The sequence below is a fragment of the Sorangium sp. So ce406 genome (assembly GCF_051474675.1).
GTDB classification, from domain to species: Bacteria; Myxococcota_A; Polyangia; order Polyangiales; family Polyangiaceae; genus Sorangium; species Sorangium cellulosum_G.
The window spans coordinates 4,916,463-4,941,457 of sequence record NZ_CP150340.1 but is presented as its reverse complement, the minus strand read 5'-3'; the positions used below and the strand labels follow the sequence as shown (position 1 = coordinate 4,941,457).

Below are 24,995 nucleotides of genomic sequence, written 5' to 3'. Positions count from 1 at the left end.
CACCGGGATGTCGCGACGCCGGGAGGCATGGTGGTCAGTCTGCCCAGGCGGCGGAAGCGCTCTTCGGGAGACGCGAAGTCGACTACGCGCGAAGGACAGGATTCATCGAGGCCTGTCTCGAGAAGAACGGGCGACATGAGGATGCATGGATGTCATGCGCTGCCACGTCCCCGTCCGGGGTTCTCGCTTCGAAGGAGCGATGACGCAGCGCGCCCAAGAGCGCCCTCATGGCGAGGAAATCTCTGCCGGGACGCGTCAATTTTTACGCGCTGGTGATCGTTGGAACACCAAGTGCCACACCAGGTGCGACAGCGCGCCGGCGGATCCATCGGTGCTCAAAAGATCTCGTGGGCGTCCGAGCAAGTAAGGTGATTTCCTGAGGAATCCGTGGACCATCACCATGGGACCACGTCCGACCATGTCCACTGTCTTGACGTGCGCCGATGTGAGCTTACCTTGCTGAATTTCGCGCTTGCCCTGTATGGCATACGCCTCGCATCATGGCTGAGCATGTTCCCCGCTGAGCCCCCCCGCGCGGAGGTCCAACTGCTCGATGACGATGACCAACCCACTTTAATTTTCCGTCGTCCACCCGCGTCGCTGGCAGGGTTGGCGCTGCCGGCCGCGGCGCCGGCCCCGGCCATCGCAGCTCCGACGCGGCGCTCCACATCGCGTCTGATCGGCCTGAGCGCGGCAGCGGGCATGAGCCTGGCCGCGGTGCTGGGCGCGCTCGTGTCGATGCAGCTCGGCGCAACAGGCTTCGATCTCCGCGCGGGCTCGGCGCTCCAGCCGGCCGCGGCGGCGGCCGTCCTGCGCACGACGGGGATGGCGGCGCCCATCGAGGTGAAGGCAGCGCCGGCGGCGCCGGTCAAGGCCAAGGCGGAAGCGGCGGCGCCGGCCGTGGCCGTCGAGGATCGCGCCGACGCGGCGCTGGATCGCTCGACCGTGATCCCCATCCCCGACGGGATCATCACCATCCCCGCGTCCTTCTCCTCGGCGGATGGGGCTTATGACCTCGTGGTCCATTTCCACGGCGTCAACGATGTTGTCCAGGCGGGGTTCGAGCGCGCCGGGCTCAACGCTGTCGTGATGATCATCAACATGGGCATCAGCTCGGCGGCGTACGAGACCCGGTTCTCTATCCGCTCCTATCTGCCGGCGCTCCTCGCGAAGACGCAGGCGGCGCTCGAGGCGCGCGGGCTGCGCGACGCCCGGCTCCGGCGCGTCGCCCTCTCGGCGTTCAGCGCAGGGTACGGCGCGGTCCGCGGACTCCTGAACCAGCCGGGGTTCGACGACAAGGTGGACGCCGTGCTCCTCCTCGACGGCATCCACACCGGCTACATGCCGCTCGACCATAGCCTGGACATGGAGCGCCTCAAGCCGTTCGGGCGCTTCGCCGAGCTCGCGGCCACCGGCAAGAAGCTGATGTCGATCACGCATTCGGAGATCACCCCTGTGGGGGACTACGCCGGCACCCACGAGAGCACGGACGCGCTCCTCAAGCTGGCGGGCGCGCAGCGCGCTCCGGGCGCGGGCGCCGACGCGCAGGCGGTCTACGAGCTGTCGGGGACGGCGAGCGAGGCGAAGCCCCGGTTCGTGCCGCTCTCCGAGGCGCACAAGGGCGCGTTCCACGTCCGCGGCTACGCAGGCACCCAGAAGCCAGACCACGTCAGACATCTCACCCGCATGGCAGAGACGGCCTTGCCGGATCTGGTCCGCCACTGGAGCGACACCCCCGCGCGGTGACGGGCGGCGACGGCGCGTCGCGAGCACGCGCGGGCGAAGGAGGCCAGCGTGGCACAAAGCCTCATTCCGGGGCGCGCAGGCCGAGCTCAGCAGAATGTGCGCTGCGCTGAGAAGCGCAGAACGCGGCGCCAGGCAGCGACGCCATTACGGTATCGCATTTGCTTTTCCACCACAAAATGGTGGTAAGCGCGACCATGGCGGGACAAAGGCAGGCGCGAAGCGCGGCGCGGCGTACTCAGGAGGAACGGCCCACGACCCTGACCGCTCGCCGCAAGCGAGGCGCGAGCGCGGCGGAGGCGGACGGCGCGCGCCCGTCTGCGGCGAAGGGACAGGCGGACGGCGCCGCGGCGACGCCGCGCCCGACATTGACCTACGCGGATGCGCTCGAGGGGGCCCGGAAGGGGCCGTTCCCGGACGAGGTCGAGCCGCAGCTCGCGACGCTCGTCACCGGGCCGCCCCAGGGCGAGGGGTGGCTGTACGAGGTGAAGTTCGACGGCTACCGCATGATCGCGAAGCTCCGCGGCGGCCGCGTGACGCTCCTGACCCGCCGCGGCCAGGACTGGACCGAGCGGTTCCCGAGCGTGCGGGACGACCTCGCACGGCTGCCAGCGCGGGAGGCCGTGCTGGACGGCGAGATCGTCATCGTCGGGCGAGACGGCGTGACCGATTTCCAGGCGCTCCAGAACTCGCTGAGCGACGGCAACGAGGGGCGCGAAGGACGCCTGACGTACTTCGCGTTCGACCTGCTCTACCTGGACGGCCGCGACCTCCGCGGGTGCGCGCAGGTCACGCGCAAGCGGGCCCTCCAGGCGCTGCTCGCGGAGGCCCCGGAGGACGGGACCTTACGCTACACCGAGCACCTCGAGGAGGACGGCGCCGCCGTCTACCAGCACGCCTGCAAGCTCGGGATCGAGGGCGTCATCGCGAAGCGACCGGAGGCCCCCTACCGGAGCGGGCGCGGGACGAGCTGGCTCAAGGTGAAGTGCGGCCGGCGGCAGGAGTTCGTGATCGTCGGCTTCACCGAGCCGACCGGCGCCCGCCAGGGGCTCGGGGCGATCCTCGTCGGCGTGAACACGTCGGGCAAGCTCGTCTATGCGGGCAAGGTCGGCACGGGCTTCACGGCCAGGACGCTGACAGTCCTGCGCGGCCAGCTCGAGTCCATCGAGCGCGCAAAGCCGGCCTTTCAAGGGGCGCCGCGCATGCGGGGCGTGCACTGGGTCGAACCCAGGCTCATCGCGGAGGTCCACTTCGCGGCCTGGACGCGCGACGGACGGCTGCGACACCCGTCGTTCGAGGGACTTCGCGAGGACCGTACCCCGGAGTCGGTCACCGTCGAGCGCGAGCAGCCGCCGCCGCAGCTCCCGCCGAAGAAGACGGCGGGCGCGTCGAGCAAGTCGGCAAGCGCGGCGACGGGCAAAGCCGCAAGCGCGGCGCCGGGCAAGTCGGCAAGCGCGGCGCCAGGCAAGTCGGCAAGCGCGGCGCCGGGCAAGTCGGCAAGTGCGGCAACAAGCAAAGCCGCGAGCGCGGAGCCAAGCAAGGTGACGCGCGGGGGCCGAGGCGGCGGCGCGGAGAAGATCGAGGTCGCCGGGGCGCGGCTGACGAACCCCGACAAGGTGCTCTATCCGGCTCAGGGGATCACGAAGATCGCCCTCGCCCGCTATTACGCCCAGGTCGCCGAGCACATGCTGCCCTATGTCGCAAACCGGCTGCTCACGCTGGTCCGCTGCCCCGAGGGCCAGGGCAAGCCGTGCTTCTTCCAGCGACACGAGGCCGTGGGGCTCTCCGAGGACATCCGGAGGACGACCGTCGAGGAGGACGACGGAAAACGCACCTACCTCTACGTCGAGACGACGGAAGGGCTCGTGTCCCTCGTCCAGATGGGCGCGCTCGAGATGCACATCTGGGGAAGCCGCGTGGACCGGATCGAGCAGCCGGACATGATGGTCTTCGACCTCGATCCGGCGCCGGAGCTGCCGTGGGAGCGCGTGGCGGACGCCGCGAGGACGGTGCGGCACCTCCTGGAGACGCTGGGGCTGCGGAGCTTCGTCAAGACGACCGGCGGCAAGGGCCTCCACGTCGTCGTCCCGATCGAGGCGCGCAGAGGCTGGGACGAGGTGAAGCCGTTCACGAAGGCCGTGGCCGACGCGCTCGTGCGGTTCGATCCGGCGCGGTACATCGCGACGCTCTCCAAGGCCAAGCGCACCGGCAAGGTCTTCGTCGACTACCTGCGGAACGGGCGCGGTGCGACAGCGGTCGCGCCCTACTCGACGCGCGCCCGGCCCGGCGCCGCCGTGGCCACCCCGCTCTCGTGGGACGAGCTCGACGCGCCGCTCGATCCAGCCTCGTTCACGATCGAGACCGTGCCGCAGCGGCTCGCGACCATCCCCGATCCGTGGGCGGAGCTCACCGGCGTCCGCCAGTCCATCACGAGCGCGATGATGAAGAAGGTCGGGCTCTGACCGCCTCCCCGACGCCGCCGCCGAACCCAGGAGTCGGTGAGCACACCGAAGAAGAACGACACGAACGAACCAGGGAATGCTTTCACTGACGTTCCGTTCAGCGTGGCCGGAATGTTACGACATGGCGGCGAACGCTTGGTTGACGGGCGCGCGCACGGGCTGCATCGTCCCCCAGGGTCGGCCATGGCAAAGGACCGGGACTCCAGCGCACTGGCGGAAATCGCCGAGCGACTCCACCAGTTCGACGGGGAGCCGCTGCGGGTCGCGTTCCTGGCGCGCGGGATCGACGCGCTCGCGCAGGTCGCGGAGCGGCTCGATCAGAGCGAGCTCGGCGAGGTCGTCGCCTCGCCCAGCAACGCGGGCGCCCTGCTGACGGCGCTCACGCAGCCGAGCGCCGTCGGCCTCTTCTCCGCGGCCGATCCGCTCACGCCGGCCCGCCTCCGCGGCCTCCAGGCGCGGGACGCGCTCCTCGCCGCCGAGGGGGGGACGCTCACCGCGGAGGACGTCAGCGAGGTGCTCCACCTCTCGCCCGACGCCATCGAGGCGCGGCGCGCTGCCGGCAGGCTGCTGGCCGTGGACGTCGGCCGCCGAGGCCACCTCTACCCTGCATGGCAGTTCGCGGACGAGGGCGTGCTGCCGGGGCTCGAAGAGATCCTGGCCCTGCTCGAGGAGCACCCCCCGCTCGCGAAGATGCGGTTCTTTCTCTCCGGCAACCACCGCCTGGACGGCGAGCGGCCGCTCGACCGGGTTCGCCGCGGCGACCTGGAGCCCGTGCGGCGCGCCGCCCGCACGTTCGGCGAGCACGGCGCCGCCTGAGAACGCGCCGTGATGACGAGGCCGCCGCGCTCGCCAGGGGTCACGGCGGAGGCGCTCCGCGCAGGGCGCGACGGCGGCGAAGGAACAGCGCATGAGGCGGACGTCGAGCGCGCCAGCCGTCGCGTCGTCCTTTCGCGCGGGGCAGGGTCGACATGAAGATCACGCTCGGGCCGCATCCGGATCCGCCGCTCGATCTCGCGACGAGGCCGCTCCCCGTCACCATCTTCCGGCGGTGCTGGTTCCGGATCCATCGGCTCGCGCAGGCCCCGCTCTTCTTCGGTCGCTCGGGCGACAACCGCTTCGACGCGCCGGACGGCGAGTTCGGGGTGCTGTACGCGGGGAAAGACGAGCGTTGCGCGTTCATCGAGGTGTTCGGCCACGCGACCGGCGTCCGGTTCGTGGAGCAGGGCGAGCTCGCCGCGCGCGGGCTCGCGCGCATCGCGCCGAGGCGGCCGCTCCGGCTCGTGAACCTCGCTGGCGAGGGGCTGGCGCGCCTCGGGGCCGACGCTCGCCTGACCTCGGGCGAGTCCTACGCGGCCGCCCACCGGTGGGCGCTCGCGATCCACGACCACCCGAGGAGGCCTGACGGCATCGTCTACGCTGCGCGCCACGACCCGAGCCGCGTCTGCGCCGCCCTCTTCGATCGCGCCAGCGCGGCGCTGGAGGTCACGCCGCTCGGGTCCCTCGCGGATCCGACGCGCGCGGCGCTCCTCGCCAGGCTCCTGGACAGGTACGAATTCGGGCTCGTCTGAGGCGCGACGAGCGCCCTGCGCCGCCACGCTTCCGGGCGCCTTGCGACGCGCGACGCGCGACGCGGGGCCGGGCGCGCGGCGGTGCGAGCCCCGCGCGCGGGACCGCGGCGGCACAGCCGGTGCTTTCCGTGGAGGGAAGCGCGCGGCGGCCGCGGCGTCAGGGGCGGTGGTCGCGGCGCGCACGGGCCGAGCGGCGGGGGGGTCGATGAAAATCAGGAATCTGCGGCTGGAAACAGGCTATCTCGTGGAGCCAATCTCGCTCCAGAGAGGGATCGCGACGTATCAGATCCAGATCGCGACGGTCGGCGAAGAGGCGTCCCGCGTCCAGATCGCGCTCGATCCCAACCGCTGCACGGTCGACAGCTTCGGCGAGGCCAAGGCGTGCACGAAGGTGGCGCCGGTCCACCTGGAGGCGGACGTGGAGCTCCTCGCGGAGTGCGACGGGAAGCAGCTCCTCGCCCTCAAGTTCCAGGGAGGCAACGGACCGGCGATCCGGCTCGCGCTCCTGCCCCTCTGCGGCAAGGGCCACGAGGCCATCGTCGCGCGGCTCCTGATCTTCGGGGAAAACGGCGAGCTCAAGGCGATCGTGCCGATGCAGGGCACATCGGCGGGCTGCGTGGTGGCGTGAGCGCCGCGGCGCGGCAGCGCCGCGCCCTGCGGGCCGGGCGCCGGGTGACGGACGGCGCTCAGGCGCCGTGAGGGCCGCTGCCGCCGGGGCCGAAAGGGCCGGGCGTCCCTCCGGCGCCGCCGCCAGGTCCGGGGCCGGGGCCGTACGCGCCGGGAGCGCCGGGCGGGGCGCCATACGCAGCGCCAGGCGGGGCTCCAGCGGGAGCGCCGGGCGGCGCGCCGTAGGCGCCGGCGGGCGCATAGGCACCGGCGGGCGCGTAGGCACCAGCGGGCGCATAGGCACCGGCGGGCGCGCCTGGCGCGCCATGGGCGGCGCCTGGCGGGGGCGCACCGTGGATGCCCGCCTGAGCCCCAGGGGGCATGCCGTAGGCGCCGACGGGCGCGCCGTAGGCCGCGCCAGGCGGGCCTCCGGGCGGCGCGCCGTAGGCGCCGGGCGGGGCACCATACGCGGCGCCGGGCGGGGCACCATACGCGGCGCCGGGCGGGGCACCATACGCGGCGCCGGGCGGGGCACCATACGCGGCGCCGGGCGGGGCACCAGCGGGCGCGCCGTAGGCGCCGGGGGCCCCCCCGTAGGCGCCCGCCGCCGGAGCGCCGTAGGGGGCGCCGGGCGCGCCCCCCGGGTACGCGCCGTAGGCACCCGGCGGGGCCCCGGCAGGCGCGCCGAAGCCGCCGGGCGGCGGATAGCCTCCGAGCGGCGCCGCGGCGGCGGGCCCCTGCCCGGGCGGATAGGCCGCCTCCAGGGCGACACGCCGCGGATTGGACGGGTCGTAGCGCACCGTGACGATGCACCCCGGCTGGATCCGAGGGGCCGCCAGCACCGACACGAGCGCGACCGTCTCCACCTGATACGGCGGCATGCCCGGCGGCATCACCTCGAGCAGCAGCTTGAGGCTGTAGGAGTCCTGTGCGCCCATGGACACCTTCATGCCCGTCTCCTGGTACTGCAGCACGCGGGCCGCGCAGGATACGCCGATTCGCAGGAGCTGCTGCTGCTCCTGCTGCTGCGCCCTGAGCGGGCCGAGGACCTTCTTCCAGACCCCCCAGAGGATCACCGCGGTGATCCCGAGCGGCACGATGACGCTGAGAAGAATGACCAGCAGATTGACCGTCATCGCGCCAGCGTACAGGCCGGCCGCCGGAAGCACCAGCGCATCGACGCCCCGACAACGCGCGATGATCCCCCACCCCGCCCGTCGAGGCGACCGAGGCAGCGCCGCCCCGCGCGGACGGCAAGACGGGGAGGCGGGAGAACAGACCTCATCTCCCGCGCTCCCCATCTTGCTCAACCCGCCTCGCGCGACCGGTCCAGCCGCTCAGGCCCCCATCTGCCGCGCCGCGCGGCCGGGCTCGCGAGGCGCCCTGCGGACCTCAAGGACAGCGGCGGTACGTGAGGCCATACTCGATATGGACCTGGACGTCCGTTGTGTCGTTCGTCAGGACCCCGGAGTGCAGCGGCGCCATGCGGTTCGTCACGAACAGGCTCGTCTTGATGTTGAGCGGCCGCACCGTGCCGCACTCCGACCAGACCGTGGTCGCGAAGTTGTCCGTGCGCGAGAAGTTGTTCGTGAAAGGCCCGATCATGTTCCACGTGAGCGGCCCCGAGGTCAGCGGCGATCCCGAGAAGTAATACGACGTCTCGTGGAGCGCCTGGACGCTCGGCTCCAGGTCGGCGAAGCCCCTGTACGTGGCGTCGAACACGGCCACCTGCCACCCCGCATCGAACTGCAGATCCACGGCGAGCTGGCAAAATGCGCGGTTCGCGGCGCGGGCGGTGCCTGGGCCGGCCTGCGCCTCGAACTGGTCGAAGATGACGGTCAACGCCTTCTGATCGGGGGAGATCACCCCCGCGGCGGAGCCGACAGGACATCCGCTGCCGGCATACGTGAACGACTGGATCCGCGCGTTCTGCGCCAACGCCGGAAAGGCGAAGAAGAACACCGAAGAAAAGACGAACGCCCATCGCAGCAACATGCTTGCCCCCCTTCCACTGACTGACGACCATCGCGTCGCCGTGCGGCGGCCCCCGCGCGCGTCTCCGCCGTCGCAGGTCAGCCGACATGTCCTGTCGAGGATGCGATACGTGCGCGCTCCGCGCAACCTGCGCGGCGCGCTCTCACCTCATCGCGGCGCCGCGCCGCGCGCTGAGCTGGATTCGCGGGGTGACGAGGCGCCGGCGGGACTCACGGACATCCGGCGAGATCGCGGAGCGCGGCGAAAACAGCCCTCGAGGCACCAGTGCAAACCGCGCTGACGGCTCACGGCCGCGCGGGAGATGTGGCCACGTGGTGCCGCGCCTCCGCGCGCGCTCACGGGAGCGGTGAGGTGGCGACCCGGAATACCGGGACCAGATTCACGCGCTCGTCCCAGGACGGGTGGCGCCGGTAGAAGAAGTCGAGGCGAGCCGCGGAGTCCTTCGCGAACGCGGGATCGCGCAGGCGCGCCTCGAACTCGGCGCGCAGCGCCGGATCGGCGGCGAGCATCTTGCGGGCTTCCTCCTCGGCGACATAGGCCTCCATGTACTCCTTGCGCTCGAAGGCGGCGTTGAAGAAGCCCCAGGCCACGAGCGAGTCGGGCGCGAGCGGCTCGAGCAGGTGGAGCACCAGCGGCGCCCGCGGCTGCGCGATGGGGACGAAGAGCGAGCCGCGCGGCAGATCGAGCCGCTCGGGCCGGAAGGCGCCCTGGAGCTTCACCGGCGTCCGGCCCTCGAAGGACGGCTCGAAGGTCACGGCGTCGGCGCGGAACGCCTCGACGGCGAAGCCGGGGCGCGCCTCGGGCAGGAGCTCGTAGCGCACGCCGTGCAGGCGCAGCTTGTCGGCCACCCAGGCCGCATGCGCCGCGGGGACGACATAACCGGCGGCGGGCGCGGTGACGGTCAGGTCCGGCTCCAGCCGGTCGAACAGCGGCACGCGCCAGATCTCCGGGCGAGACTCGTCGTAGCGGATCCACGTGCCGCCCGAGATGTCGGAGGCGCGCTTCTCGTAGGCGAACCCGCGGAACGGGAAGTCGCGCGGGACCGGCGCCACGCGGTGCTTGAGGACGAACGGAGCGCCGGCGAGGCGCGCGGCGGCGGCGTCCGCGCGGTCGGCCGCCGCGCGCAGGGCGCCCGCGCCGGAGGCGACGCGCTCGAAGAGCGCCGCGAGCAGGTCGTGGACCGCGCGGACGCGCCGGGCGTGGGTGGCCCAGCTGTGCGTCTCGACGAGCACGCCGACGCGGTTGCGGGCGGCGCCGTAGGACTGCGAGAAGCGCGGCGGCCCCGGCCTGGCGGCGATCCCCGACGAGGGGTCGTCTTCCGTGCGGAAGGACGGGTAGAACGGGAGCGGCAGGTGGCCGAGCGCCGAGAGGCGCGCCTGGAGGGCCTCGGAGAGGCCGCGCGCCTCGGCGTCGAGGCCGCCGGGGTGCGGCGCCGACGGCTCGACGATGACGGCGACGTCGTGCTGGAACTTCGCGCCGTCGGTCGCGTGCAGGTCGACCTGGACCACCGGGTCCCAGGCGTCGAGGAGCGCCAGCATCGCGCGCATCTCGGGCGCCTCGGCCTTCATGTGATCGCGGTTCAGGTTGAGGTTCTGCCCGGTGGTGCGGAAGCCCATCTCCTCGGGGCCGCGCTGGTTCGGGCGCTGGTTCGGGCGGAAGCGCTCGTGGCCGTCGACGTTGAACACCGGCACGAACACCGCCGTGACCGCGGCGAGGGCGCCGGGCGCCATCGCGCCGTCGAGCAGCTCGCGGAGGGCCCAGAAGCCGCCGTCCTTGCCGTCGATCTCGCCGGCGTGGATACCGCCCTGGAACAGGATCACCGGACGCCGCTTCGCCCGCGCCGCGGCGGGGTCGAGCGCGCCGTCGGCGGAGGCCGCGATCGCGAGCATGGGCCTGCCCTCGGGCGTGGTACCGAAGCGAAAGCAGCGGGCGCGGCCCGGATACGCCCGCTCGAAGGCGGGGCACAGCCGCTCGACCTCGGCGTAGCGGCCCGTGCGCTGGAAGCCGGTCCGCTCGGCCTCGGTGACGAGCGAAGGGGGCGGCGCGGCGGGGACAGGCCGCGCGGGCCGACCGACGGTGGGGGCGGCCGGGGCTCCGGGCGCGGGGGCCTGGCAGGCAGCGAGCAGCGAGATCAGCGCGATTCCACGGGAAATGACGCGGCCAGCGAGCGCGGCGCGGGGGCGAGACATCGCGGGAGTCGACCAAATTCCGCGCTCAACGGCAAGGCGTGCTCCCTCGGCCGGGGGCGAGGTAGTCTCCGATGAGGATGAGCGCGCTCCCTTCCCGCCGTGCGCTGGCCCTCGGAGCGGCCCTGATCGGCGGCGCGGCGCTCCTCACGCCGCTCGGCATCGCGTCGCTGCGCCGCTCCGAGGCGGAGCGGGGCGAGCCCCCGGCGGGATCGGCGGCGGCGACGCCCGCGCCGGCCGGCGCGACGACGGCGCCCACGGACGGCGGGGCCCTCCTGGCGGACGGCGAGGCCAGCCTGGTGGCCGACGGCGGGGCCGGCTCGATGGCCGACGGCGGCGGGGACGCGTTCCCGGCGCTGTTCGAGAAGCCGGTGTGGTCGGCCGCGTCGCGCGCCGCCACCTACGGCGGGCTCTCGAGCGACGCGTGCGACCGGGAGCTGAAGCGCCGCGGGATCCCCCACGCCCCGGCATCGCGCGGCGCCCCGCTGGTCGACCGGCCGGTCCGGATCACGGGCCCGCTGCACGGGGTGACGTTCCACGGCGACGGCGTGGCGAAGCCGCGGTCGACCTCCGTCTTCGACATCGCCGATTGCCGGCTGGTCCTCGCGCTCGACGATCTCGCCGCCTTCCTCGCGACGCGGGGGATCGCGGAGGTGGTGCACGTCAGCATGCACCGGCCCGCGCCCGCCGGGGCGGTCGCGCCGAAGACCGTCGCGCCGAAGAAGGCGCCCGCGAACGCGCCGAAGAAGGCGCCCGCGAAGGCGAAGCCAGGCAAGAAGGCCGCGAAGGGCGCTGGCAAGGGGGCGAAGCCCGGCGCGCGCGCCCCGAAGAAGCCGGCGGCGGCGCCCGCGCGGCCCAGCCAGCACGCCCTCGGGCTCGCCATCGACGTGGCCGCCCTCGTGAAGGCCGACGGCACGAGGCTCGACGTGAAAGCCGACTGGCACGGCGCCATCGGCGCGCCGCCGTGCGGGCCCGGGTCGGAGCCGAAGGAGGCCACGCCCCAGGCCCTCGAGCTGCGGGAGATCATCTGCGCTGTCTTCACGAGCGGGCTCTTCAATGTCGTCCTCACGCCCAACGCGAACGAGGCGCACGCGGACCACTTCCATTTCGATATCAAGCGCGACGCGCACTACTTCCTGCTGGAATGAGCGGCTGGACTGCGCGGCGGCTCGCGGGGACAGCGCCGCTCCGCTGCATTCGCCGGCTGGAGTGCGGTGGGCGCGGGCAGAAAGAGAAAGAGGCTCGCGAGGAGCGCAAGGAGGGAGAAGCGCCGCACAAGTACCGTGACAGCGTTGTCCGGTCCGGAGCCCCGCCTAGCGCACGCTGGCGTCGACCGACCCACATTGAATGCGAAACATGCTTCGCGGTGAGGCGACGCGGCCGACCCATGTGGACGTGATAGGCGTGCAATCTGGACAGATGCTTCGCTTCGTGCGAACTCTGTAAGAAGAACATGTCGGTCACGTGTCGCAGCCATGTTCGCGTCCTCTCCGCAGGCGAGATCCACTGGGAAGAGTGGAGCCCTCCCCGGAACAGCGGCGCGGGCAAGCGCCCCGTGGTCCTGGTACACGGCCTGTCCGATAGCTGTAGGACCTGGAACCGGCTCGCCCCCGCGCTCGCGGCCGGAGGGCGCCGCGTTGTCGCGCTCGACCTGCCCGGCCACGGCCAATCCGCCCGGCCCGACGCGCCCTACACGGTCGCATGGTATGCGAACGTGGCCGCGGAATGGATCCGCGCCCTCGGGCTCAGCGATTTCGATCTGGTCGGGCATTCGTTCGGGGGCAGCATTGCGATGTGCGTGGCGATCGAGCGACCGGGGCGCGTCCACCGCCTCGGGCTTGTCGCGGCGGGCGGCTTCGGGAGCGAGGTGGCGCTGCCGCTGCGCTTCGCCGCCGTGACAGGGCTGCTCGAGCTGGCCGCGCCGGTGCTCATGGGCGTCGGGACCCACGCGGGGATGCTGGTGCTCGGCGGCAACTTCAACGCGGAAGAGCGCCGGTACCTCGCCCGCGTGAACGCCCGGCCCGGCACGGCGCGCGCCCTGTCGCGCACGCTCCGCCACGCGATCGACCTGCGCGGGCAGCGCGAGCACCTCATGGACATCGCCCACCGGCTGCCGGAGATACCGCCGCTCGCCGTCTACTGGGGCGACCGCGATCCGGTGATCCCGGCGCGCCACGCGGCGGACGTCGAGCGCTACCTGGAGGGCGTGCCCGTGCGGCGCTTCGCCAAGGCGGGGCACTACCCGCACCGCGAGGCTGTGGCCGATCTCGCCCCGGACCTCGCGCGCTTCCTCGACGCGCCGCAGCCCACGCCGCGCCTCCGCGCCGGGGCGCGCGCGCCGCGCGCGGCGGCTGTGGCGGTCGCGCCGCAGGTCAGCTCCCGGTGGCAGCCGTGGCCGGACGCCCCGGTCCGGCAATGGGCGCAGCGCTCGCTCGCGCCGCTGCTCCGGCAGACACCGCAGCAGGACAGCGACGGCGCCGCGTCCCCCGCCGACCTCGGGAGCCGTCCGCCGCCCATCCCCTGCTGACGCGCGACCCGCTCCCGCCGGCGCCCCCGCCCGTTCCCTGTTGACGCGGCGCCCCCCGGTGCTGTTCCCTCGGGCGCCGGTGCAACTCGAGTGTGAGACCTGCGGCGCGTCGCTGCGCGTCGAAGCGGACCAGCGGACCGCGGTGTGCCCCTACTGCGCCTCGCCCTCCGTGGTCGAGCGGCCGCCCTCGCACGGCCGCCCGCCGCCGCACTTCGTCCTCGGCTTCACCATGAGCCGGGAGAGCGCCCAGGGCGCGGTCAAGGCGTGGCTGGGCAAGCGGAGCTTCTTCGTGCAGTCCGGCGTCAGGGCGGGGTCGATCGACTCGATCCGCGGCGTCTACACGCCCGCTTACCTCTACTCGGCGATGGCGCAGTCGCGCTACGCGGCGGAGATCGGCGAGAACTACCAGGAGACCGAGACGTACACGACGACCGACGAGAAGGGGAACACCGTCACCCGCACGCGCGTCGTCACCAGGACCGAGCACCGGCACCTCGAGGGCCTGCACGCCACCTACGTCATGGATGTGCTCGTCGTGGCCTCCCGCGCCGTCCCGAACGCCGAGCTCGAGGCGATCGAGCCGTTCGATCTCCGCACGATGCGGCGCTACACGCCCGCGGTGCTCAGCGGCTGGATCGCCGAGGAGCCGACCATGACCCAGGACGAGTGCTACGCCCTCGCGCGGCGGGAGGCGCTGGAGAAGATCGGCCGCGACCTCGCGGCCTTCATGCCCGGCGACAGCCACCACGGCCTCGTCCACGAGACGCGCCTCGATCGCGAGACGCTCGAGCTGCTCTACGTGCCGCTGTGGGTGCTCGCGATCCGGCACGACCCGCGCGAGCCGCCGTTCCGGGTCCTCATCAACGGCCAGACGGGCGCGATCCACGGCAAGGCGCCCCTCTCGTGGATCAAGATCGCCCTCGCCGTCCTGCTCGTGCTGCTGCTGATCGCGGCGCCGTTCGTCCTGGCCGCAGCGCGCGACAGGGGTCAGCCCGAGCGGCGCGGCGTCGCGCGGCCGCAGGCCCCCGCCGCGGCGCCAGGGCCGGCCGAGCGCGCTCGTCCGGGCGGGACCAGGCCCGCGCCGACCGGAGGGCAGCGATGAGCCTCAGCATGGGGACCTCCGGGGCGATGGCGCGGTGCTGCGCCCGGTGCCAGGGCCCGCTGGAGCAGGGCGACCTGCGCTGCGCCGTGTGCGGCCTCGCCGCGCCCCTGGACCGCGCGCCGGCCCCGCAGCTCGTGCAGGTGCTGCGGTGCACCGAGTGCGGCGCCGCGGTCTCGTACTCGGCCGAGGCGCAGGCGCCGAAGTGCCGCTTCTGCGGGGCGGTCACGCGGCTGGAGCAGCCGGTCGATCCGGTCGACCAGGCCGACTGGCTGCTCCCGTTCGGGGTGGCGCCGGAGCAGGCCGATCAGGCGCTGCGGCAGTGGATGTCGACGCTCGGCTTCTTCCGACCGTCGGACCTCGGCCGCGCGGCCACGGTCGAGGGGCTGCACGCGATCTGGTGGGCGGGCTGGATCGTCAACGTGGACGCTCTGGTGAGCTGGACGGCGGACTCCAACGCGGGCGCCCACCGGAGCCCCTGGGCCCCGCACGCCGGACAGACGGAGCTGCCCTTCCGCGGGCTGCTCGTGTCCGCGTCGCGCGGGCTCTCGCTCGAGGAGGCCCGGGAGCTCGCGCCGTCCTTCCGGCTCGACGGGATGGTGCCGGCCGCGCGCCGCGCGGGGCAGCAGCTCGGCCCGGCGGACGCGGTGCTGGAGCAGTTCGACGCCCAGCGCTCGGCGGCCCGGAAGATCCTCAGCGAGCGCATCGCGGCCACGGCGGAGGACGCGCTGCAGCGGGGGGTGATCCCCGGGTCCACGTTCCGCAACGTGCGCGTGGCGGTGCTGCTGCGCGCGCTGGAGACGCGCCGGGTGGCCCTGCCCTCGTACGTGCTCGCCTACCGCTACAAGGGGCGGAGCTACCGCGCCGTCGTGCACGGCCAGGACGCGGGCCGCGTCACGGGGTCGGCGCCGATCGCGTGGGGCAAGGTGGCGCTCGTGATCGCCGGGGTGATCGCGCTGGTGGTCATCGTCGTGGCGGCGGTGGTGCTGGCGCGCGCGGGCTAGCAGCGCGGCGCGCGACGAGCAGGCCTCCTCGGGCCCGCCGTCTGCGCGGGAGCCGGGACGAACGCCGGGGACGAGGCGGCCAGCGCTCGGCGCATCGACGCGGCGATCCGCGCGATTTCAGGGGCGCGATGCGCGCGAGATCCTGTGGCGGAATGCCCCGAGAGCACGCCCGGTGCGGCGCAGAAGAGCCATGGATCTCGCTGACTTGCGCGTGAGCCGGCGCTGGTCCGGATCTCGCAACGGCCGCCGGAACCGCAAGGAGGACAACATGGAAACCGGGTCACGCGAGAAGCTGCTGGAGATCCTCAAGAAGTTCCGCAATGCCATGCTCGTCACGCAGGCCAACCACGGGATGCTGCGCGCGCGGCCGATGGCGCTCATGAAGGTCGACGACGCGACCGGGGACATCTGGTTCATGACGAGCATCGACTCGGGCAAGATCGACGAGATCGAGTCGAACCCCGAGGTGAACGTGACCCTCCAGGAGGCGCGCCGCTTCCTGTCGCTCTCGGGCCGGGCCTCGATCGTGCGCAGCCGGGCCAAGATCGACGAGCTGTGGTCCGAGGAGGCGAAGGTCTACTTCCCGAAGGGCAAGGACGACCCCCACCTCGCGCTCATCCACGTGAGCCCGCGCGAGGGCGAGTACTGGGACAACGATGGAGCGGCCGGGCTCAAGTTCCTTGTCGAGGCGGTCAAGGCCTATGTCACCGGGACGACCCCGAAGACCGACGCCAGCCAGCACGCCACGGTGCCGCTCAACGGCGGGGCGCCGAGCGACAGGATGACCTCTGCGCGGTAGCGACGCTCGGCCGGCGCGCTGCGCCGGTCCGCCGCGACGCCCGCCTCCGCGCGGCGCCGCGCCCCCACCTGCGTGGTGCGGCGCCGCATGCGACATCGCGCCTCACCACGGGCGCGGTGCTCCTGAGTCTGTCCCCCTCCAGATCGACCGAAGAGACTGCGCGTAGCAGATCGCACCGCCGCGCGCAGCGTGGTCTCACGTCCGTGCCCCGCGAGGCGCGCGCGCGACGGGACGCGCGGGGCGGCGAGCCCATGAATCCCGCGGGGGCCGCGCGACTGCCCTCGCCACGCGGGGAGGAACCAGCGGGACGGAGCGTGGCGCATCCCTTGCTTTTCCCGGAATGACCCGCGCGCTCTCCTCGGAATCGGACGTGAGGCGTGACGCGGGAACCCGGCAAGCGAGGTTTGGCATGGGGATCTTCACGATGTCTCGTCGAGCTCAGATGGTGATGATGGCGGCGGCGTCCGTCGTGGTCATCGTGGGCTTGCGCTATGCGGAGCCGTTCCTCGTGCCGGTGCTCTTCGGGATCGCGCTCGCGGCGATCTCGTCGCCCATCGCGAGCTGGGTGACCCGCCGGGGGCTCCCGCCGGCCGTCGGGGCGCTGGCCGCGCTCGTGGTCGACCTGGCGATCCTGGCCTTCGTGGGGGCGGTGGTGACCATCGCCGGGGTGGAGCTGGAGGAGAAGGTGCCGGCTTACCTGGCGCGCGCCTCCGAGGCGACGGTGGCGATCGCCGCGACGCTCACGGAGCGCGGGCTGCCGGTCAACCCGGAGTTCCTGTCGAAGACGCTGCACACGGCGTCGCTGGTGCCGCTGCTCGGCGGGGCCGCGGTGACGGTGGCGAGCGCGGCGTCGAACCTCGGCGTGGTGCTCCTCGTTGTCTTCTTCGCGCTCTGCGAGTTCGCGGGCGCCGGCGCGAAGCTCCGGGCGGTCCTCGCGGACCCCGCGCGCGGGCTGGAGCACGTCGACCGCATCGTGCGCGAGGTGAAGAAGTACCTGGTGGTGAAGATGCTGACGAGCCTGCTCGTGGCGGTGCTCGCGTACATCATGCTGGTGCTCCTGGGCGTGGACCTGGCGCTGCTGCTGGCGTCGAGCCTGTTCGTCCTGCACTTCATCCCGAACATCGGCGCGGCGGTCGCGACGATCCCGGCGGTGCTCGCCGCGCTGGCGAGCCAGGGTCCGGGCACGGCGGCCCTCGTGGCGCTCGGGTACCTGCTGATCAACCTGCTGGTGGGCAACGTCCTGGAGCCGCGCGTGCTCGGGCGGACCCTGGGGCTGTCTCCGCTCGCCGTCCTCCTCGGGATGCTCTTCTGGGGGTGGCTCTGGGGGCCGTCGGGGGCGCTGCTGTCGGTGCCGATCATGATGGTGATGAAGATCACGCTGGAGAACGTCGAGGGGCTCTCGTGGATCGCGCGGCTCCTGGAGCCCGCGCCCGAGGAGCCCGAGGCGGCGGCGCCGGTCAGCGAGGACGCGCCGAGGTCGCTGCTGAGGCCCAGCGTGGCGGGGGCGCGGAGGTCCGGGTAGCCCGGCCATTACGCCGAAGGGCGCATGGCGATCGGCCCTGCGCCCGTCAGGGGCCCGTCGCTGGCGCGATCCCGAAGACGCGCTCGTGGCGGGCGCTCTCATGGCAGCCCATGCAGGACGCGACGCGGCCGGCGGAGGTCACCTCCCCCTCGGGCGTGACCGTGCCGTAGACCCAGCCCGCGTCGGTGCCGGGCGTCTCCGGCGCCACCTTGAGCACCACGTAGGCGCCGGCGAGGCGCGACGCGCGGTAGACGCGGTCGCCGTCGCGCAGGTAGGGATCGAAGTGGTCCTCGGCGCCGTGCGGATTTTCGGGCCGAGAGCCGCCCGGGAGCTCGGGCGCCGCGCCCTTCTCCACGAGCTCGGGATGATAGCTCTCCTTGACGAGGACCTGCCCGACCGGCTGGGGCACGGGCTCCGGGCCCTGCACGAACGGATACCGATCGCGGTGCCGAGCGAAGACCGAGTAGAGCTTGCGGGCGTGACCGCCGTCGTCGGCGGCGCTCATGCGCGCACGGCCGGGCATCGGCAAACGGCAGAGCCAGGGAGCCCAGCGGAGCTCGTCGTCGACACGACCCCAGGCCCTGTACTCGCGGAACGCGGCGGCGATGAGCGGGGCAAACCGCGCGTCGATCTCCGCAGCGCCGGCGGCCGGCGGCGTGGACGGGGCGGCAGCAGGCGTCGCCGAGGAGGCCGGAGGGCGCTGCGTCGTCGCCGCGTCCGGCGAGACGGGCTCATCCATCGGCTGGCTGCATCCAGGCGCAAGCACAAGGAGAAGGAGCAGGTGGATACGCATGAGGCCGATCGTACGATCGGACCGGTCGGAAGATCTGCCAGACCAACCACGCGCGCCGCGCGAGCGCCGGGCACGATGCCGGTTCGCCCGCCCCGGACGACGCTCAGGCTGCCGAGGTCACGGCGCCGGCGGCGCTGATCCGGCCGGCGGCGCTGATCCGGCCGGCGGCGCTGATCCGGCCGGCGCGGGCTCGGGCGACGGCGTCGCAGCGCGGGTCGGCTGGCAGCGGGGACAGAAGTAGGTCGACCGCATCATGGTCCCCTGCCGGCGCATCTGGACCGCGGCGCCGCAGTCGTAGCAGGCGCGGCCCTCGCGGCCGTACACGCTGACCGGCCTCCTGCCGCGGTCGAAGCCGGTGCGCGTCGTGCGCGTGTGGAGGTAATGCGCGGTGGGGCCGCGGTACGCGCCGGACGGGTCCCGCGGCTCGACGTTGGCCTGCAGGAGGCGGCGGCCGAGGTCGATCATCGCGGAGAGCTCCTCGTCCGAGTAGGCCCGGACCGGGGCGAAAGGGTCGAGCTTCCGCCGGAAGAGGAGCTCGCTCTTGTAGACGTTGCCGATGCCGGCGACCACGCGCTGATCCATGATCGCGACGCCGAGCGGCACCTCGTCGAGGGACCGGAGGCGGCGGAGCGCCTCCGCGGCGTCGAAGCCGTCGGCGAGCAGGTCCGGGCCGAGGCTGCCGAGGAGCCGGTCGCCGCGCACGGCGCTCGCGCGCAAGAGCCGCACGATGGGCGCGCGGAAGCAGACGGCGACGTAGCCAGGGACCGCGAGGATCGCCGACGCCGTCGCCTCGGACCGCTTCCAGCGCTCGCCCTCGCGGTAGAGGTGCCAGGCGCCGCTCATGCGCAGGTGCGTGTGGAGGACGGTGCCCTCGTCGAAGTAGATGAGGAGGTTCTTGCCGCGCGCCTCCACGCGCTCGACGCGGCGGCCGACGAGGTGGTCGCTCCGCCTGTCGCTCCGGGGCAGCTCCAGCGCGATGACGCGCGCGCCCTCCAGGGCAGGGCCGAGGGCAGCGGCGATCCGGAAGAGGGTGTCGCCTTCAGGCATGAGCGCTCCCGGAGCCTCTGGGTGCGGCCCGGCCCGATCGCAAGGGGATCGACCGCGAACAAGGTCGAGCGGCGCGACCGGAGCGCGCCCCGGCCCGCGACTTGACCTCGGAGCGGCACCTCGTGAATCCTCGCGCCATGCCCGGGCTGCTTTGCGCGCACGTCGAGGAGCCGGTGTGATGGACCTCGGATTCGATGACGTCCTGCCGTACCTCGCCAGCGCGTACAGGCGGGGCGTGCTCGCGCCGTTCATCGGCTCGGGGATGAGCAGGCCCGCCTGCACGGGCTGGCTGGACCTGCTCCGGGGGCTCGCCGACGCGGCCGGCGTCGAGGTGCCAGAGCACCTCAGGAAGGCCCGACCCGAGGACAGGCTGGACACGTCGGAGCTGTACCGGCTCGCCGACAAGGCGGTGCTCGGGCTGGCCGCCATGGACGCGGCGTCGCGCGCGGACGCGTACCGCGAGGCGCTCAACGAGGGCGGCAAGGCCGCGGGCGACTGCGCGGTGCCGCCGCAGACGGAGGCGCTCGCGCGCTGCCCCTGGCCGCTCGTGCTCACGACCAACTACGACGATCTGTACGTCGTGAGCCGGATGCGGCAGTCCCGCGCCGGCGAGACGGCCGGCGTGGACCGCACGGGCAAGCCGCCGCGGGAAGCCCGGCGGGACGAGACCGACGTGCCCGAGGTGCTCGGGCGCAGCGTCGAGGACTGCCACAAGGTCCTTCGCTCGCTGGAGTCCCCGACGCGGCCCATCCTGTGGGCGCTGCAGGGCTTCGTCGGAGGGCAGGCCGCGCGGCTCGATGCGCTCGGCGAGGCGCTCGTCCTCGACCCGCGGCGCCGCGCCGAGCTCGCGGGCCAGGTCGTGGCGGGCTACCAGCAGTATCAGCACGCCGTGAACGCGCAGCCGCACTTCCGGCGCGCGTTCGCCGAGGTCCTCTCCCGGCGCTCGCTGCTCTTCCTCGGCTCGGGCATCCTCGAGGACTACCTCATCAATCTTTTCGGGGAGATCGCCCACCATTACGGGCCCGGGCCCCACCCTCACTTCGCGCTGTTCTCCAGCGACAGGAAGGACACCCTCGACGTCCGCTTCCTGCAGACACGGCTCGGCATCGCCCCCGTGTTCTACGGGCATTACTCCGAGCTGACGGGGCTGCTCGGCTGGCTGACCGATGCGGTCTGGGAGCGCAGGACCCCTGCCCTGTCGGGCGCCGCGAAGCCGCCGGTGGCGTGGATGCCGGACGAGCTGGGGTTCAGCCTCTCCGACGGGTCGACGTGCCCCCCGGGCGAGGCGAGGAAGCTCCGGCTCAGGTACGCGCCGCTCTCCGCGCCCGGCGCGGGGGACGGCCGCGCGTGCGTCGTCGTCAGCGTGGGACGGATGCCCTCGGACAACCGCGCCATCCAGGGCACCCAGGCGAAGCGCCTCCTCGCCGAGGCGAAGGAGGCCGGGGTGCTCGCGGACACGGAGCCGGGGCGCTGGCGTCCCCTGGACGAGGCGCCGTCGTACGTCTACCGGTTCGGCGACGCGCCGATCTTCGGCGTGGCCGCCCGCGAGCGGACGACGGATCTGCCGCCGGCCAGCGGCGACGACGGTCCAGAGGACAGCCGGGACCTCGGCGTCATCGCGGACGCGGTGAGCGCGACCTTGCGCGCGGCGGCCGAGGCGGGGTTCCGCCGCGTGCACATCGGCCCGGTGGCCTCGGGCAAACACCGCCTGTGGCACCCGCTGCACCCGTTCGTCCAGACGCTCGCCGGCCTCCGCGGGTTCTTCCGCGAGACCCCTGCGCCAGGCATCGAGATCGTCGAGCTCCACGTGATCTCCCCGGCGATCTGGTTCCCGGTGATCGCCGGCAAGGTCCCGGTCGCGGAGATGCTGTCGTCCGGGATGATGAAGATCTGGGTCGATATCCGGGACGCGAGCGGCAGCTCGGAAATCTTCGCGGTGACCGTCTGCGGCCCGACGCGCGTGGGCGACATCAAGACGCTGTGCGGGCTGCCCCCGGCGCGGTGGAGCACGGAGATCCTCCCCCGGCCGAGCCGGGTCGAGCCGTCGAGCGCGGACGATCTCCTGGTGGCGCCCACGTCGATCGTCGTCTTCTCGCCGCGGCGCTAGCTTCGCATCGATCAGGTTCTCTCCGGACGGGTCCGCCTCCTGGTACGAGCGCGCACGCGGCGTCGCAATCTGTCACAGGCGCGCGCCGGCGCATGGCCGCGCGCCGGCGCGGACACGCGCGATTCTCAGCGCACATCACCACGAAGCCCCAGCGGAAGCAGCGGAGGGCGCCCTGGCACGGACGGTGCCTGATGCTCGAGACGTTGAGCCTGGTAGCGGGCCCGCGGCGCACGGTTGCGAGGCGGGCCACGCGTGAAGCCGCCATCAGACATTCTGGCGAGCTGCGAGAGAGGAAACCATGATGCACAAAAGTCTCTGGGCTTCTTTGGCCACGATGATCTTCCTGGTTGGTGCCGCCGGCTGTGACGACGCCGCGGACACGGTGAACGACGTGCTGCCCGGCGAGGCGTCGCGCGAGGCGCGCATAACGCAGATCGCCGAGGCGGCGTGCGACCGGTATGGCGACACCGAGGCGGGCTGCCCTGGTTACGGCACCGGCGACGAGCAGGAATACGAGACGGAAGCGGACTGCAAGCGCGATTTCGAGGACCGCGCGGCGGACCTCTGGCCCGCGAGCGAGTGCGGCTCGGGACAGATCAACGACAGCCGCTATGACGTCTGCGAGGAGCGCGCAAAGGCGGCCGCCTGCTCGCAGGGCATCTTCGACGCGATCGCCGCGCTGGACGAGTGCAGCGCCGAGAGCGTGTGCACGGACCCCGCCGATAAGTGACGCCCCTTCTGGACGGGCTGCTGCTTTGGCGGCAGCCCGCCAGGATCCCCCCACAACAAGGTCTCTCCCCGAGCCTCCCTGAGCTCGCGGGGGCCGGGACGCCGTCGCCCCGTCGGGCGAGGGGGCGACGGCGACCGGCGGTCCTGCGGTTTCAACTCACGGCATGGAGTCAGTTACACTCCCACGCGGGCTGGCAGGTCGGCGTGACCGGATTCTCGAAGAAATCCCATTGACAGCAGTTGGACAGGCACTTGGCGTCGCGCGAGCATTGCTGACCGTTCTGCTTGTCGGGCGCGCACACGTTATCGGCCGGTCCCGGCCCCATCTTGTGACAGTACTCCGTGGTGGCGCAGTTCGCGTCAGAGGTGCACTCCCCCGCGGCGGCGAACGCCAGCCCATCGATGATCTCGGCCGGCTCCTCGTCGACCGCGTCCGCGACAGGGACCTCCGCCTGAGCCGACCGGCTCGGCGCCGCGCTGGCCATCAGGGCAGCCACCGCAAACACACCCACGTTCATCCAGAGACCACGTGCGTTGATCATTGAATTCCTCCCATCAGCACTGCGGTTACCAGGCTTCGCAACGGCCGTGCCGCCGGGCGGAGGAGCGATCGAGTGGTCCGTGCTCCTGGCCGGGGCGGTGCGCTGCGCTGGTCCGCGCCCTCGGCGCCGCGGCCGGCTCACACGGACGCGCGCCGCAGCCGCTGCCCTGTCACAGGCGATGTGACAGGGTCGATGTGACAGGAGCGATGTGAGAGGGCGATCTGACAGGCGCGATGTGACAGGGCCGATGTGACAGGGCGATGTGACAGGAGACAGCCGGGGCCATGGCAGACCGGCAGCGCCTGCGCAGCGCCTCCCATCCACCTCGAGGAGCTCGGGACGCCGGAGCGAACGACTAACGGGGCACGAGCACCGAGACGCTATGGGCCGGCATGGCGTACGTGAAGGCGTTCGTGGCGCCCGGGGTGATCGGCTCCGCCGCCACGAGATCGGCCTCCGCGGCCGTGAGTTGCCACACGTCGACGGCCGCGTAGGTCCCGTAGGCGGCGAGGGTCACCGCGGCCGTGAGCGGGGCGGTGGTCTTGTTGATGGCGACGAGGACCATGCGGCCCGGATCGGCCTCGTCGATGCTCGCGTAGACCGTGGCCTTCGCGACGTCGCTCGTCTCGGCGTGGACGGAGGTGTCGCCGAAATGCGCGCCTTGCCCGTCGTAGCTCGTGAAGGCGCGCACGCCGGCCCGGAGCATCGAGACCTCGTCGCCGGGATCCCAGATCGTCGCGACGAGCACGCCCTCGCGGCCGAAGACGCCGAGCGCGTCGGCCTGGGCGATCGCGCCGGAGATGTGGTTGCCGCCCCCGAAATTGTACTCGGTGAAGCCGAGCGCCGTGTCCGGGTAATGGGCGTCGATCAGGCCGCGGAGCCACGGGATGAGCATGATCGGGCCGTTCAGGACGTCGTTCGCGATCCAGCTATCCTCCACGAAGGTGGGATCCCAGAGCGAGCGCGGCGCCTGGACGCGGGCCTCCACGGACTCGGGCGAGGCGTCGTCGCCCGTGATGCGCTCGCCGTTCGCGTAGATCTCCGTGTACCAGTGCAGGTCGAGCACGTCGACCAGGCGGCGCCCGGCGCTCGCCTCGGCGGCCTTCATGGCGTCGAGGTAGTACTCGATGAAGTTGCCGTCCGCGTCGGGCGCGCCCTGCAGGCTGACATAGCCGGAATAGCCGTACGAGACGAAGCCGGTGACGAGCGCGTTCGGCGCGACGTCCTTGATCGCGGACGCGAACTCGATGTTCTTGTCGACGAGCTCGGCGTAGGTCACCGGCTCCGGGTGGATGCGCTCGTGCGTGTGATTCCAGAGGTCTGGCTCGTTGTCGAGCGAGAACAGGACGCTCGCGACCTCGCCCTGGAAGGCGTCGGGGAAGGCCTGCTTCATCCAGGCGACGAACTCGTCCTGGTACACGGCGTCGTCGCCGAGATCGGGCGACGAGGCGAAGGGGGCGCCCTTGCGCGCGATCGTGGGGTGAAAGCGGGTCTCGAGGTAATTCGCTGTCTGGTTGACGTCGCCGTCGCCGTCCTTGTCGGCCGCGACATACCCGCAGAGGGGGATGGTCGCGATGAACGCGGCGCCGTGCGTCAGCGCGTCCTCGGCCAGCATGCGCACCGCCTCGCCGGGGACATCGCCGCTCTGGCTGTTCCCGACGAGGTGGGCGTCGTTCTGGTGCATGTAGTCCGAGCCGGCGTTGGAGGCGTTGTTCTCCCAGTTGTACGCGGTCATGCGGTTGCCGCCCATGCGCACGACGGTCGTGCCGCGCTGCTCGCCCTCCAGGTCCTCCGCCCAGTTGACCCCGTAGATGAGCGGGCTGATGGGGCGCACCCCCTGATCGGCGCGCACCGTGAAGGTGACGTCGCCCGGCCCGGGATCGCCGGGCTCGACGAGGCCCGCGGGAGGATGGCCGCCCGACCCGCCCTGGCCGCTGCTGGCGGTGCTGGTGCCGCCGCCCGAAGCGCCCGCGCCGCTGCCAGCAGCGCCGGCGCCGCCGCTGCCGGAGGAGGTGTCACCGTCGTCGCCGCACGCGAGGAAGGCGGTCGACGCAAGGACGACGATCAGGGCGCGAAGGAAGGGAGCGCGACGAGCGGGCGTGGGGCGATGGGCTTCCCGCTCGGGAGCAAGCACACATGGGACAAGACGACGCATCACAAGGGCCTCCTGCCGGCCATCATTTCCCAGGTCGACGTAAGTTAGACGTATTTATTAAATGATCCTCCTGTCCAGGCCGCGACGCACCTCATGCGTCGGCATCGCTGC

General features: G+C 72.6%; 20 protein-coding genes. 13 read left to right on the top strand and 7 right to left on the bottom strand.

What is annotated here, in order from left to right:
* Positions 1–456: 456 nt before the first annotated feature.
* The 5 genes from WME96_RS18055 to WME96_RS18035 all read left to right on the top strand — a co-directional run bounded on the left by WME96_RS18055 (position 457) and on the right by WME96_RS18035 (position 6,401).
* Positions 457–1,746 (top strand): hypothetical protein, encoded by a 1,290-nt coding sequence (locus WME96_RS18055; RefSeq protein ID WP_437291360.1) that lies wholly within the window; start codon positions 457–459, stop codon positions 1,744–1,746.
* 365 nt (positions 1,747–2,111) lie between these two features.
* Entirely contained in the window at positions 2,112–4,205 is a 2,094-nt protein-coding gene (gene ligD / locus WME96_RS18050) for a DNA ligase D (protein WP_437291359.1), read from the top strand.
* 183 nt (positions 4,206–4,388) lie between these two features.
* A complete protein-coding gene (locus WME96_RS18045; RefSeq protein WP_437291358.1) occupies positions 4,389–5,021 on the top strand; it encodes a hypothetical protein in 633 nt (210 codons plus the stop codon).
* 152 nt (positions 5,022–5,173) lie between these two features.
* A complete protein-coding gene (locus WME96_RS18040; protein WP_437291357.1) occupies positions 5,174–5,773 on the top strand; it encodes an RES family NAD+ phosphorylase in 600 nt (199 codons plus the stop codon).
* A 205-nt stretch (positions 5,774–5,978) separates the two neighbouring features.
* Positions 5,979–6,401, top strand: coding sequence for a hypothetical protein (locus WME96_RS18035; protein ID WP_437291356.1), 423 nt, complete (start codon positions 5,979–5,981; stop codon positions 6,399–6,401).
* 58 nt (positions 6,402–6,459) lie between these two features.
* Here WME96_RS18035 and WME96_RS18030 read toward each other — a convergent pair whose 3' ends face one another.
* From WME96_RS18030 to WME96_RS18020, 3 genes are all read right to left on the bottom strand, one after another.
* Entirely contained in the window at positions 6,460–7,515 is a 1,056-nt protein-coding gene (locus tag WME96_RS18030) for a hypothetical protein (RefSeq protein ID WP_437291355.1), read from the bottom strand.
* A 256-nt stretch (positions 7,516–7,771) separates the two neighbouring features.
* Entirely contained in the window at positions 7,772–8,374 is a 603-nt protein-coding gene (locus WME96_RS18025) for a DUF4360 domain-containing protein (protein WP_437291354.1), read from the bottom strand.
* A gap of 335 nt (positions 8,375–8,709) precedes the next feature.
* Positions 8,710–10,563 (bottom strand): M14 family zinc carboxypeptidase, encoded by a 1,854-nt coding sequence (locus WME96_RS18020; protein ID WP_437291353.1) that lies wholly within the window; start codon positions 10,561–10,563, stop codon positions 8,710–8,712.
* Between the two features lie 77 nt (positions 10,564–10,640).
* Here WME96_RS18020 and WME96_RS18015 point away from each other — a divergent pair, with 77 nt between their 5' ends.
* The 6 genes from WME96_RS18015 to WME96_RS17990 all read left to right on the top strand — a co-directional run bounded on the left by WME96_RS18015 (position 10,641) and on the right by WME96_RS17990 (position 17,511).
* Positions 10,641–11,708, top strand: coding sequence for an extensin family protein (locus WME96_RS18015; RefSeq protein WP_437291352.1), 1,068 nt, complete (start codon positions 10,641–10,643; stop codon positions 11,706–11,708).
* Positions 11,709–12,013: 305 nt separating this feature from the next.
* Positions 12,014–13,087, top strand: a complete 1,074-nt coding sequence (locus tag WME96_RS18010) for an alpha/beta fold hydrolase (RefSeq protein ID WP_437291351.1) — start codon at positions 12,014–12,016, stop codon at positions 13,085–13,087.
* Positions 13,088–13,166: 79 nt separating this feature from the next.
* Positions 13,167–14,189 (top strand): hypothetical protein, encoded by a 1,023-nt coding sequence (locus WME96_RS18005; protein ID WP_437291350.1) that lies wholly within the window; start codon positions 13,167–13,169, stop codon positions 14,187–14,189.
* Positions 14,186–15,190 (top strand): zinc ribbon domain-containing protein, encoded by a 1,005-nt coding sequence (locus WME96_RS18000; protein WP_437291349.1) that lies wholly within the window; start codon positions 14,186–14,188, stop codon positions 15,188–15,190. Before WME96_RS18005 ends, WME96_RS18000 begins: the two co-directional genes overlap by 4 nt.
* A gap of 268 nt (positions 15,191–15,458) precedes the next feature.
* The gene (locus WME96_RS17995; protein WP_437291348.1) at positions 15,459–15,989 is read left to right on the top strand and encodes a pyridoxamine 5'-phosphate oxidase family protein; all 531 of its coding nucleotides are present in this window, start codon (positions 15,459–15,461) and stop codon (positions 15,987–15,989) included.
* Between the two features lie 424 nt (positions 15,990–16,413).
* Complete coding sequence (locus WME96_RS17990; protein WP_437291347.1) at positions 16,414–17,511, top strand: AI-2E family transporter; 1,098 nt, start codon at positions 16,414–16,416, stop codon at positions 17,509–17,511.
* Between the two features lie 46 nt (positions 17,512–17,557).
* Here WME96_RS17990 and WME96_RS17985 read toward each other — a convergent pair whose 3' ends face one another.
* Positions 17,558–18,250 carry a hypothetical protein gene (locus WME96_RS17985; protein WP_437291346.1) on the bottom strand — a complete coding sequence of 231 codons (693 nt, stop codon included), beginning with the start codon at positions 18,248–18,250 and terminating at the stop codon, positions 17,558–17,560.
* A 171-nt stretch (positions 18,251–18,421) separates the two neighbouring features.
* Positions 18,422–19,351: an Fpg/Nei family DNA glycosylase gene (locus WME96_RS17980; protein WP_437291345.1), complete on the bottom strand. Its 930-nt coding sequence runs from the start codon at positions 19,349–19,351 to the stop codon at positions 18,422–18,424.
* A gap of 178 nt (positions 19,352–19,529) precedes the next feature.
* On the opposite strand from WME96_RS17980, the gene WME96_RS17975 reads away from it, so the two are divergent.
* The gene (locus WME96_RS17975; RefSeq protein WP_437291344.1) at positions 19,530–21,458 is read left to right on the top strand and encodes an SIR2 family protein; all 1,929 of its coding nucleotides are present in this window, start codon (positions 19,530–19,532) and stop codon (positions 21,456–21,458) included.
* Between the two features lie 298 nt (positions 21,459–21,756).
* Positions 21,757–22,188: a DUF6184 family natural product biosynthesis lipoprotein gene (locus WME96_RS17970; protein WP_437291343.1), complete on the top strand. Its 432-nt coding sequence runs from the start codon at positions 21,757–21,759 to the stop codon at positions 22,186–22,188.
* Positions 22,189–22,357: 169 nt separating this feature from the next.
* Here the strand turns inward: WME96_RS17970 and WME96_RS17965 are convergent, their stop codons facing one another.
* On the bottom strand, positions 22,358–22,729 hold the full coding sequence (locus tag WME96_RS17965; RefSeq protein WP_437291342.1) for a dickkopf-related protein: 372 nt from the start codon (positions 22,727–22,729) through the stop codon (positions 22,358–22,360).
* A 355-nt stretch (positions 22,730–23,084) separates the two neighbouring features.
* Positions 23,085–24,884 carry a glycoside hydrolase family 44 protein gene (locus WME96_RS17960; protein WP_437291341.1) on the bottom strand — a complete coding sequence of 600 codons (1,800 nt, stop codon included), beginning with the start codon at positions 24,882–24,884 and terminating at the stop codon, positions 23,085–23,087.
* Positions 24,885–24,995: the final 111 nt, after the last annotated feature.